The 10904-nt window shown below is 73.4% G+C and carries 11 protein-coding genes; 8 read left to right on the plus strand and 3 right to left on the minus strand.

Features of this window, described 5'->3' with window-relative positions:
• Positions 1-1736, minus strand: a 1736-nt coding sequence (locus IFT36_RS12945; protein WP_200413336.1) for a transketolase family protein, incomplete at its 3' end; no start/stop codon positions are given.
• 222 nt (positions 1737-1958) lie between these two features.
• Between IFT36_RS12945 and IFT36_RS12950 the strand changes: the two genes are divergently transcribed.
• From IFT36_RS12950 to IFT36_RS12965, 4 genes are all read left to right on the plus strand, one after another.
• Entirely contained in the window at positions 1959-2690 is a 732-nt protein-coding gene (locus IFT36_RS12950; RefSeq protein WP_056227873.1) for a GntR family transcriptional regulator, read from the plus strand.
• A gap of 110 nt (positions 2691-2800) precedes the next feature.
• The gene (locus IFT36_RS12955) at positions 2801-3256 is read left to right on the plus strand and encodes a PTS sugar transporter subunit IIA (protein WP_158612887.1); all 456 of its coding nucleotides are present in this window, start codon (positions 2801-2803) and stop codon (positions 3254-3256) included.
• Positions 3253-3555: a PTS sugar transporter subunit IIB gene (locus tag IFT36_RS12960; RefSeq protein WP_056044337.1), complete on the plus strand. Its 303-nt coding sequence runs from the start codon at positions 3253-3255 to the stop codon at positions 3553-3555. The genes IFT36_RS12955 and IFT36_RS12960 overlap by 4 nt, the downstream gene beginning before the upstream one ends.
• Positions 3556-3563: 8 nt before the next feature.
• On the plus strand, positions 3564-5009 hold the full coding sequence (locus tag IFT36_RS12965) for a PTS ascorbate transporter subunit IIC (RefSeq protein WP_374058398.1): 1446 nt from the start codon (positions 3564-3566) through the stop codon (positions 5007-5009).
• Between the two features lie 240 nt (positions 5010-5249).
• Here the strand turns inward: IFT36_RS12965 and IFT36_RS16565 are convergent, their stop codons facing one another.
• A complete protein-coding gene (locus IFT36_RS16565; RefSeq protein WP_307785102.1) occupies positions 5250-6599 on the minus strand; it encodes an FAD-dependent monooxygenase in 1350 nt (449 codons plus the stop codon).
• Positions 6600-6659: 60 nt separating this feature from the next.
• Between IFT36_RS16565 and IFT36_RS12980 the strand changes: the two genes are divergently transcribed.
• Positions 6660-7160: a MarR family winged helix-turn-helix transcriptional regulator gene (locus tag IFT36_RS12980; RefSeq protein WP_233568428.1), complete on the plus strand. Its 501-nt coding sequence runs from the start codon at positions 6660-6662 to the stop codon at positions 7158-7160.
• Between the two features lie 58 nt (positions 7161-7218).
• Here IFT36_RS12980 and IFT36_RS12985 read toward each other — a convergent pair whose 3' ends face one another.
• On the minus strand, positions 7219-8529 hold the full coding sequence (locus IFT36_RS12985) for an amidohydrolase (RefSeq protein ID WP_200413338.1): 1311 nt from the start codon (positions 8527-8529) through the stop codon (positions 7219-7221).
• A gap of 135 nt (positions 8530-8664) precedes the next feature.
• Between IFT36_RS12985 and IFT36_RS16995 the strand changes: the two genes are divergently transcribed.
• From IFT36_RS16995 to IFT36_RS13000, 3 genes are all read left to right on the plus strand, one after another.
• Positions 8665-9309 carry a GNAT family N-acetyltransferase gene (locus IFT36_RS16995; RefSeq protein WP_162234589.1) on the plus strand — a complete coding sequence of 215 codons (645 nt, stop codon included), beginning with the start codon at positions 8665-8667 and terminating at the stop codon, positions 9307-9309.
• Between the two features lie 73 nt (positions 9310-9382).
• The gene (gene chrA, locus IFT36_RS12995; RefSeq protein ID WP_374058399.1) at positions 9383-10651 is read left to right on the plus strand and encodes a chromate efflux transporter; all 1269 of its coding nucleotides are present in this window, start codon (positions 9383-9385) and stop codon (positions 10649-10651) included.
• A gap of 67 nt (positions 10652-10718) precedes the next feature.
• Positions 10719-10904, plus strand: a 186-nt coding sequence (locus IFT36_RS13000; RefSeq protein ID WP_200413339.1) for a hypothetical protein, incomplete at its 3' end; no start/stop codon positions are given.

The following is a 10904-nucleotide window of genomic DNA, read 5'->3' on the forward strand; positions in this document are numbered from 1 at the left end:
TCGGGCGCACCGGCGTCGGTCGTGCCGGTGCCCGCAGCCGCAGCCGCAGCCGCAGCCGCAGCACTACCGTCCTGCACCACGTAGGCCCCGCGGCGCACACCCGCACGCACCACGTCGGCGGGCGTCGCCGCGACCGGCAGCGGCTGTCGGGCCAGGACCAGACCAGCCGGACCGTCCTTCTCGAGGATCGCCAGCCAGGCGGCGGCGGTCTCGGCACCGTCGGCCGGACGCACGACCGAGAACCCGGGCATCGCGCGCAGGCTCGCCAGGTGCTCGATCGGCTGGTGGGTCGGCCCGTCGGCGCCGAGGGCGACCGAGTCGTGCGACCAGAGGTAGGTGACCGGCAGCTGCATCAGCGCCGCCAGCCGGATCGCCGGGCGCTGGTAGTCGCTGAACACGAGGAACGTGCCGGCGAAGAACCGCGAGCCCTCGATCAGCGCGATGCCGTTCATGGCCGAGGCCATCGCCCCCTCGCGCACGCCCCAGTGGACGTTGCGACCGGCGCGGCCGGTGCCGGGGGCCTCCTCGGGGAGGTACGACGCGCCTCCTGCGATCGCCGTGCGGTTGGGCTCGGCGAGGTCGGCCGAACCGCCCCACAGCTCGGGCAGCGCCTCGGCGAGCGCCTGGATGACCTTGCCCGACGCGTCGCGGGTGGCGAGCGTGTCGCCGGGAGAGAAGACGGGGAGGCGCGACCCGAGGTCCGCGGGCAGGGTGCGCGACCGCGAGCGGTGCAGCTCGGCGGCGGCCGCGGGGTGGGCAGCCTCCCAGGCGTGGGCGGCGACCTGCCAGGCCTCGCGGGCGGCCCGGCCCCGCTCGAGCACGGACCGGGTGTGGGCGAGCACGGCGTCGTCCACGGTGAAGGGCTCGGAGTCGACGCCGAGCTCGACCCGGGTCGCGGCGACCTCGGCGGCACCGAGCGGGGCGCCGTGCGAGGCCGAGGTGTTGCGGGCGTTCGGGGCGGGCCAGGCGATCTGCGACTTCAGCACGACGAGGTGCGGGCGGTCGCCCCGGCGGTCGGTCGTCGAGAGCACCTCGTCGAGGGCCTCGACGTCGACGTCGCCGTCCGGGGCGAGTCCGACGTGGTCGACGCGCCAGCCCTGCGCGGCGAACCGGGCGCCGACGTTCTCGCTCGAGGTGAGGCTCGTGTCGCCCTCGATCTGGATGTCGTTGTCGTCGTAGACCACCGTCAGGTTGCCGAGGCGGTGACGTCCGGCGAGCGCACCGGCCTCGTACGAGAGGCCCTCCTGCAGGTCGCCGTCGGACGCGAGCACGAAGACGCGGCGGTCGAAGACGGACTCGCCGGGGGCGGCGTCGGGGTCGTTGACGGCACGCTCGTGCAGCATCGCCATCGCCATGCCGACGGCCGTGGCGAGGCCCTGCCCGAGCGGCCCGGTCGTGGTCTCGACGCCGGGGGTGTGGCCGAGCTCGGGGTGGCCGGGGGTGCGCGACCCGAACGACCGGAACGCCTTGAGGTCGTCGAGCGACACGTCGTAGCCGGTGAGGAACAGCTGCGTGTAGAGCAGGACGCTCGCGTGCCCGCAGCTCAGCACGAACCGGTCGCGGCCGGCCCAGTCGGGCGCCTGCGGGTCGTGCCGCAGGTGCTTCTGGAAGAGGAGGTGCGCGACGGGGGCCAGCGCGGCCGCCGTCCCCGGGTGGCCGGACCCGGCACGCTCGACGGCGTCGAGGGCGAGCAGGCGGGCGGTGGTGACGGCGGCGGCGTCGAGGTCGTGGATCACGTGGGGGGCTCCGGTTCGAGGAGGGGCGGGCTGGGTCTCCGACGACCGTAGCGTCGGTCATCAGGACGTCATGATGAATCAAGACGACTGTCGACTTGCACCGGTGGTCGGCGAGACGTACCCTCGTCGAAGTCATCATGACGACTTGACGACCTGACGACTCGACGACCTGACGTCGTCGGGCGGGCACCACCCACTTCAGCAACGGCGCGGAGGCACCACATGAGCACCACGAGCGGCACGAGCAAGTACGTGGCCGTGCGCGAGCACCTGCTGTCCCGCATCCAGAAGCTCGAACCCGGGTCGCAGCTGCCCGCCGAGCCCGTCCTCTGCGACGAGTACGGCGTCAGCCGCATCACGCTGCGGCACGCGGTCGACGGCCTCATCGCGGACGGCCACCTGGTGCGCGAGCACGGCCGGGGCACCTTCGTCACCGAGCCGCAGTACCGCCTGCACTACCGCGAGCGCTTCGCCGACGAGGTCAAGGGCTTCCACGCGCAGCAGACGGGCGAGGGCTTCGCGGTCAGCACCCGCGTGCTCGACCAGAAGGTCGTCCGGGCCGGCGAGACGGTGGCGAGCCACCTCGACATCAACTCGGCCGACGAGGTCGTCGAGCTGACCCGCCTGCGCTTCGTCAACGGCTCGCTGCACCACCTCGTCGTGACCTGGTTGCCGCACGCGCTCTTCCCTGAGACGGCGACCGTCGACTTCACCGACGGCTCGCTCTACGGGCACCTCGACCGCGAGCACGGCGTCACGCTCGCCCGACAGGACCTGCTCGTCTCGCTCGACGGGGCCAGCACCCTCCACGCCGACGAACTCGACGTCCCCCTCGGGACGACCCTGCTGAAGATCGCGTCGACCGTGTTCGACGGCGACGAGCGGGCCGTCGCGTACGGGACCAGCCACTTCACCCCGCAGAACAGCGAGATCTTCTTCGGCCTGCACGGCTGACCGACCGGGCGCGCCTCGCCCGCCGAGCCGCGCCTCCTGAACCCCCTCCCCACCACCGCAACCGACGCCCGTCCCGACGCCGACGTCACCGACCCCCACCAGGAACGACAGTGCTGACCGACCTCCTCACCCCCGAGACCATCCTCTTCGCCGACCGCGTCGACGGCTGGCGCGACGCCGTCGAACGCGTCGCTCAGCCCCTGCTCGACAACGGCGCCATCAGCAGCCACTACGTCGCGGCCATGACCGACTCGATCGCCGCGGGCGGCACCTACATCGACCTGGGCTTCGGCATCGCCCTCGCGCACAGCCGGCCCGAGAACGGCGTCGAGCGCACCGGGCTCTCGAGCCTGCGCGTCGGCGAGACGGTGCTGTTGAACGACGACGCGGCGCACCCGATCGACCTCTTCTTCTGCCTCGCCGCGACCGACCCCCAGAGCCACCTCGACACGATGATGGCCCTCGCCACCCTGCTCTCCGACGAGACGCTCCGCGCCGAGCTGCTCGCCTCCTCCACCCCCGCCGACACCCTGGCGGTCCTCACCAAGATCGGACAGAACGCATGAAATTCCTCGCCGTCTGCAGCTCGGGCCTCGGTTCGAGCTTCATGGTCCACATGAACATCGAGAAGGTCCTCAAAGAGCAGGGCATCACCGGGGTCGACGTCGACCACGCCGACCTCGGCTCGGTCGGCCCGGGTGCCGCCGACGTGATCTTCGTCGGCGCCGACCTGGCCGACTCCGTCGGCGGCCTCGGCGACGTCGTGGTGCTCGACAGCATCATCGACCTGGCCGAGCTGCGCACCAAGGTGCGCGAGACCGCCGTGCGCAAGGGCGTGACCGTGCCCGACGCCGGGGCCAACTGATGGAGGGCGTGCTCTCCGTCCTGTTGGACGTCTTCCGCCAGCCCGCGATCATCGTCGCGCTGATCTCGCTCGTCGGGCTGCTGCTGCAGCGCAAGGCGTTCAGCGACGTGCTCAAGGGCACCGTGCGCACCCTCGTCGGGTTCCTCGTGCTGGCCGCCGGAGCCGGCGTGGTCGTCGCCTCGCTCGACCCGTTCGGCGCCATGTTCCAAGAGGCCTTCAACGTCCAGGGCGTCGTGCCGAACAACGAGGCCATCGTCGGCCAGGTGCTGCTCGACTACGGCTCGGCCGCCGCGCTGATCTTCTTCTTCGGGTTCATCATCAACGTGCTGCTGGCCGCGACGACGCACTTCAAGTACATCTACCTCTCGGGCCACGTCGCCTTCTACATGGCGGCGATGATCGCCGTGATCCTCGGCGTCGCCGGGTTCCCGGTCTGGGGCGTCGTGCTCTGGGGTGCGCTGCTGCAGGGTCTCGTCACGACGCTGTCGCCGGCGATCGTGCAGCCCTTCATGCGCAAGGTCACCGGCTCGAACGACGTCGCCCTCGGCCACACCGGCGGTGCCGGCGTCGCCCTGAGCGGCCTGGTCGCGACGCTGACCCGCGGCAAGGGCACCCGGTCGAAGTCCACGGAAGACATCACGTTCCCGAAGGGGCTCGGGTTCCTGCGCGACACCACGGTGATCGTGGCCCTGTCGATGGCCGTGATCTACGTGATCGTCGCCCTGTTCGCCGGGTCGGCCTTCGTCGAGACCGAGCTGAGCGACGGCCAGAACTACATCGTCTACGTCGTCATGCAGGCCGCGACCTTCTCGGCGGGCGTCTTCGTGATCCTCGCCGGCGTGCGCGTCGTGCTGGCCGAGATCGTGCCCGCGTTCAAGGGCATCAGCGAGCGCCTGGTCAAGAACGCGATCCCCGCACTCGACGTCCCGATCACCTTCACGTTCGCCCCGAACGCCGTGCTGATCGGGTTCCTCGCGAGCTTCGTCGGCGGGATCGTCGGCATGTCGGTGATGATCTTCGCCGGCACCGCCATCGTGATCCCCGGCGTCGTCGCGCACTTCATGACCGGAGCCGCCTCGGGCGTCATCGGCAACGCCGCGGGTGGTCGACGCGGTGCCGTGCTCGGTGCCTTCGCCAACGGTCTCGCGATCACGTTCCTGCCGCTGTTCCTGCTGCCGGTGCTCGGCGACATCGGACTGTCGAACTCGACGTTCTCCGACTCGGACTACGGCGTCGTCGGCATCCTGTTCGGCCAGATCAGCCTGGCCGGCGGTCAGATCGCCGTCATCGTCGCGATCCTCGCCTCGCTCGTGCTGGTCTACGCGTCGAGCCTGTTCGTGCGGGCCCGTGCCCGCCGGGCCGGCGGCATCGACGGCGGTGCCGGCGACGGCTCCGCCGATGCTCCGACGGACGCCGACGGCACGCGCGTCGGCGAGACCGCCTCGGCCCGCTAGGCCGACCGGCCGACCTCCTGCCAGGACGGGCGGGTCCGGTGTGAGCGGGCGTCTCCGGACGCCCGCCTCCGCCGGGCCCGCCCGTTCTGCACGTCCGGGCCGCGCCGCTCGTGTCCGGGCCCTCCGTCGGACGCCTGCACCGCGCCTCCTCGTCCCGACTGCTCGGTCGAGTGGTCCCGGATCGTCCTTCCCGGCGGGGTGGAGGACGATCCGGGACCACTCGACGGGAGCGTCAGGGCGTCAGGGCTCGAGGTGTGCGTAGTCGGGCAGGTCGAGCGCGTCGGCCGGCGGGGTGGAGAAGCGTGCGCCGAGCCGACCCGCGACCCGGGTCGACGCGAGCCGCACCCCGGCGTGGAACACCACGACGCCCGCGCGGGACCTCGGGTTGGCGACCCGCGGCACCCCCGGCGGCAGCTGCTGCGCCTGCTCGACGTAGGGCCGCATCAGCCGCTCGTACCCGGCGAAGGCGTCGCGGTGGTGTCGGTGCGAGGCGAGCTCGCCGGCCAGCACGTACGCCCCGGCCAGCGACAGGCTCGTGCCCATGCCGCTCACCGGCGAGGCGCAGTACGCGGCGTCGCCGAGCAGAACGACCCGGCCCGACGACCAGCGCGGCGCCTGCACCTGCCCGATCGACTCGAAGTAGAGGTCGTCCGCGTGGTCGAAGCCGTCGAGCACGCGGCGGGCCTCCCACCCCGCGTCGTCGAAGATCTCGTGCAGTCGGGCCCGCTGCTCCGCGACGGTGCGGCGCTCGGCCCCGCCCCGCTCTCGGGCGCGGTCGGTGACGAACGACATCGCGGCCCGGATCGTCCCGTGCGCGTCGGGCCGCAGGGTGATCGAGCGCCCCCCGGCGGCGTTGTACCAGCGCCACCAGTCGTCGTCTGCGGCCGTGCGCGGGATCGTCGCGTACGAGGTCTCGAGCCCCAGCGACCGGATCGTCGGCTCGTCGCCGAACACCAGGCGCCGCGTCGACGAGCCGATGCCGTCGGCGGCGACCACGAGGTCGAAGCGTTCGTCGGGAGCGTGCTCGAACGAGACGACGACGCGCCGCGAGCCGGATCCGGGAGGCGCGGTGCCGGCGAGCGCGGAGGCCGCGGTGGTCGTCGGGTCGCCTCCCGTGGTGGCATCGGCGGCGGCGCCGGCGGCCCCCACCCCGCCGCCGCCGTCCTCCCGGATGCCGGTGATGCGGTCGCCGAAGCGGTACGTGGTGCCACGACCCCGGCCGTCGCTCGTGGTGCGCCCGACGAGGAGCCGCGCGAGGTCCCCCCGCAGGATCTCGAGTTCGGCGGTCGCGCCTCCGGAGTCCGAGGTGCCGGCCGGGAACTCGGCGACCGTGCGGCCCGTCGGCCCGACGAACCGGGTGCCGACCTCACCCGTGGTGGCGGCGCGGACGTCGTCCTCGAGGCCCATGCGGCGCACGACCTCGCGGCCCGCACCGCGGACGTCGACGTTCTGCCCGCCGGTCCGCAGCTCGGGGGCCCGTTCGACGATCGTCGTCTCGAAGCCGTAGCGGTCGAGCCAGTAGGCGAGGGCAGGCCCCGCGATGCTGGCACCCGAGACGAGGACGCGGGTGCGCGTGGTGGGGATGGTCACTAATTGCTCCCTGGATTGATTATCAACGATATTGGCAATCTACACGGCTATCGTTGAGTGGTGACCGACATCGATCCCCGCGACCGCCCCGATCGCGACGACCGCACCCGGGCCCGGCGTGACGGTCGCGAGCTGCCCGCCGACGACATCCGTGCCCGCGTGCAGCAGGTGGCCGTCCGGCAGCAGCGCTTCGAGCGGCACCTGGCCGAGCGTCTCGGCGTCGACCGGGCCGGGCTCGACGCCATGGACCACCTGATCACGACCGGCCCGGCGACCCCGAGCGAGCTGGCGCGCCGCGTCGAGGTGTCGACGGCCGCGATGACCCTCGTGTTGAACCGCCTCGAGTCGGCCGGTCATGTGCGGCGCGAGCGACACCCCTCCGACGGCCGCAAGCTGATCGTCACGGCCGAGCAAGCCTCGGCCGACCGGGCCTACGAGCAGGTGCTGCCGATGATCGACGGCATCGAGCACCTCGTCGACGGCATGGACGAGGCCGAGCGGGCGGTCGTGCAGGGCTTCCTCGACCGACTGATCGCCGTGTACGACGACGCGACGCCCTGAGGCCGCCCTGAGCTCGTCGACGAGACGTCACGACGTACCGAGGCGCGCGGCCGTGCGCTCAGTGCCCTGCGCCTCCTGACGCACCGTGATCCGCCAGCCACTCGTGGGCCGCCGCGACGAGTGCGTCCACGCCGTTCGTCAGGGTCGGCTCGACGACCGGCGCATAGAGGGGCGAGTGGTTCGACGGCAGCTGAGCCACGATCCGCGGCACGTCCGCGGCCGACGTCGCCTCGGCGAACGACGCGGGGTCGGCACCCCCGAGCAGCCAGAAGCTGCACGGCGCACCGGCCGCGGTGGCGAGGATGCCGACGTCCTCGCTGCCCGTCACCGGCCCGGGAGCGATGACCTGCTGCTCGCCGAAACGACGCACCAAGGAGGCGCGGGTGCGGTCCGCCGCGGACGGGTCGTTCACGACGGCCGGAAAGCTCTCGTAGTGCTCGACGGTGGGCGGCTGCGGTGCGCCGGCCGCCGCGGCCTCGCCCTCGGCGATTCGCGTGACGGCGGTGAGCGCCCGCTCTCGGACGTGCTCGTCGAACGACCGCATGCTGATCAGGATCTCGGCGGTGTCGGGGATCACGTTGTTCTTGGTGCCCGCGTGGATCGACCCGACCGTGATGACGAGCCGATCAGCGGCAGCGGTCTCGCGCGAGACGATCGTCTGCAATCGCAGCACCGCGGCCGCGGCCATGACGATCGGGTCCACCGTCGTGTCGGGGCGTGATCCGTGGCCGCCCCGGCCGTGGAACGTGATGCGGATGCCGTCCTGCGCGGCGAAGGCGGGGCCGGACTGCAGGGCGACGAGACCGGCCGGGAACGGCGCGACGTGCTGGCCGAGGACGACGTCGGGGGTGGGGACGCGGTCGAGCAGCCCGTCGGCGACGAGCGCGCGGGCGCCGGCACCGAGCTCTTCGGCGGGCTGGAAGAGCACCTCGAGGGTGCCCGACCAGGTGTCGCCGGTCGCCAGTCGGCGTGCGGCACCGACGAGGCAGGTCACGTGCACGTCGTGACCGCAGGCGTGCATCACCGGCACGTCGCGCCCGTCGGGGTCGGTGCCTCGGGCCGTGCTGGCGTAGTCCAGGCCGGTGGCCTCGGCGACGGGCAGTCCGTCCATGTCGGCGCGCAGCAGCACGGTCGGGCCGTCCCCGCGGCGCAACACGCCGACCACACCCGTGCCCCCGACGCCGGTGTGCACCTCGAAGCCGAGGGCGGTGAGCTCGGCCGCAACGATCGCGGCCGTCGCGTCCTCGTGGAACGACAACTCGGGGTGTCGGTGGAGATGCCGGTACAACTCGTCGAGCGGGGCGCCCACGGCGGGCGGCCAGACGTCGTCGGGGAGGGGGCGCGGCTGGTCGGTGCCGGTCGAGGTCATGAGGTGCTCCTCTGGTGGTGCGTGGGTGGTTCGTGGCGACGACGCTACCCACCACCCCCGTCACGCGCCACGTGCCACGTGCCCGCCGCCCTCTCGCCGCCCCTCGTGGCCGCCGACCCGGCCTACGCTCGAGGGGTGATCGAGACGACCGACGGCCTCATCCCGCTCGTCGACCGGTGGGTCGAGGGCTGGGCGCTCTCGCGTGGCGCCGCCCGTCACCGCGACGGTGACGCCTGGCGGGTCGACGTCGCCGCCGCGACCCGCGCCGTCGAACGGATCGTGGGCCGGCCGACCCCGGACGAGCTCACCCGCCTCGTCGACGAGACGACCGCGCCCGACGTCTGGCTGTCGGTGATCGGCCCCCTCGACGACGTCGCCCGCGCGACCCTGGCCCGGCTCGACGCCGTGACGCACGCCGAGCGGATGATGACGAGCCAGGTGTCGGCGCGGCCGCTGCCCGCGGGCGTGATCGTCGACGGCGACGGCGACGGTCGGGTCGTGCACGTCCGGGTCGAGGTCGACGGCGTCGTCGCCGCCCGCGGCCAGGCGGCGGTCGTCGGCGAGGACGTCGTCTTCGACCGCATCGCGACCGAACCCGACTTCCGGAGGCGCGGGCTGGGCAGCCGCGTCATGGCCGGCCTCGAGCACGGGGCCGCCGCCCGGGGAGCGACGACGGGTCTGCTCTTCGCGAGCGTCGACGGTCGCCGCCTCTACGAGAGCCTCGGCTGGCGGGAGGTCGCCGAGCTGGGGACCTGGCGGGGTCGCGGCCTCCCGGGGTGACGACCCGCGCCTCCTCGTCGGTGGCTTCGTGGCCGCGGTACCGCGCGGAGCGGCGACCTGCCACGATGACCTCGTGACCGAGCGCGCACCCGATCCGACGGCCCGACCCGACAAGCCGTCGAGCCGCAGCGCGGCCCGGGTGCGTGAGGTGCTGGCGGCGTTCTCGGTGCTCGGGGTCACGTCGTTCGGCGGCCCGGTCGCGCACCTGGGGTACTTCCGGGCCGAGGCCGTGAGCAGACGACGCTGGCTCGGCGACACCGCGTACGGCGACCTCGTCGCGATCGCGCAGTTCCTGCCCGGCCCGGCGTCGAGCCAGGTCGGGTTCGGGCTCGGCCTGCTCCGGGCGGGGCCCGTCGGAGCGCTCGTCGCCTTCGTGGCCTTCACCCTGCCGTCGGCACTCGTCATGTTCGTCATCGCCACCGGCGTCGGCCTGTTCGAGGGTCCGGTGGGCTCGGCGATCGTCACGGGGCTGGGGATCGGCGCGGTCGCGATCGTCGCCCATGCCGTGATCGGCATGTCCCGCGCGCTGGCACCGGACCCGACGCGGGCGAGCATCGCGGTGGCCGCGGCCGTCCTCGCGCTGGCGCTGGCCGGCCCGGCCGGGCAGCTCTCGGCGATCGCGCTGGGGGTGTTGGCCGGGCTCGCCTTCTGTCGGGGGTCCGACCCGACGATCGGAGCGGCGGTGCCCGCCGTCCATCCCGAGCCCCTCCGGTTCCCCGTCTCGCGGGCCGCGGGCGTCGTCTGCCTCGTGGCCTTCGCCTCCCTGTTGGTCGGCCTTCCCGCCGTCGCCGCTGCGACCGGGTCGGGGACGATCGCGCTCGTCGACGTCTTCTACCGGGCAGGCGCCCTGGTCTTCGGCGGAGGGCACGTCGTCCTGCCGCTGTTGCACGCCGGCCTGGTCGAGCCGGGTTTCGTCGACGACGACACCTTCTTGACGGGTTACGCAGCCGCCCAGGCCGTCCCGGGCCCGCTGTTCACCTTCGCGACCTACCTCGGCACCGTGGCCGGCATCGGGCCGGGAGGCGCGCTCGGGGCCGCGCTCGCGACCGTCGCGATCTTCGCGCCCGGGTTCCTCCTGCTCGTCGGGGTGCTGCCGTTCTGGAACGCCCTGGGGAGCCGGGCACCGGTCCGGGCCCTGATGCGCGGGGCCAACGCGGCGGTCGTGGGCCTGCTGGTCGCCGCCCTCTACGACCCCGTCGTCACGACCGCGATCACCGGGGTGGCGCCGTTCTGCCTGGCGCTCGTCTGCTTCGTGCTGCTGGTGGTGTGGCGGACCCCGCCGTGGGCCGTCGTCGCGCTGGCGGCGGCCGGCGGACTGCTGCTCGGGGCCCTGCCCGCCTGACCCCCCGACCGGGCGGGGCCCGGCGAGGCACCCTCGCGCCGCCCGCACCCCGTGTTCTGCTGGAGGCATGCCGTTCGACCAGAGCCTCGTCCCGTGGATCATCGCCGCCGTTCTGCTCGTCGCCCTGATCGTCGTGGCCGTCGTGCTGCGGGCGCGGGCGAAGCGGGCCCTGGCCGCCGCGAAGGCGGCCGCGGACGAGCAGGCCCGGGCCGCCCGCGAGCAGCACGAGGCCCTCGCCGCGGCCCACGACGAC

The sequence above is a fragment of the Frigoribacterium sp. CFBP 13605 genome (assembly GCF_014839405.1).
Taxonomy (GTDB): Bacteria; Actinomycetota; Actinomycetes; order Actinomycetales; family Microbacteriaceae; genus Frigoribacterium.

Excerpts from the sequence above, each read along its gene's own strand:
- IFT36_RS12960 (WP_056044337.1), top strand. The coding sequence starts at position 3,253 with ATGAAATTCCTCGCCGTCTGCAGCTCGGGCCTCGGTTCGAGCTTCATG.
- IFT36_RS12985 (WP_200413338.1), bottom strand. The coding sequence starts at position 8,529 with ATGACCTCGACCGGCACCGACCAGCCGCGCCCCCTCCCCGACGACGTC.
- IFT36_RS12950 (WP_056227873.1), top strand. The coding sequence starts at position 1,959 with ATGAGCACCACGAGCGGCACGAGCAAGTACGTGGCCGTGCGCGAGCAC.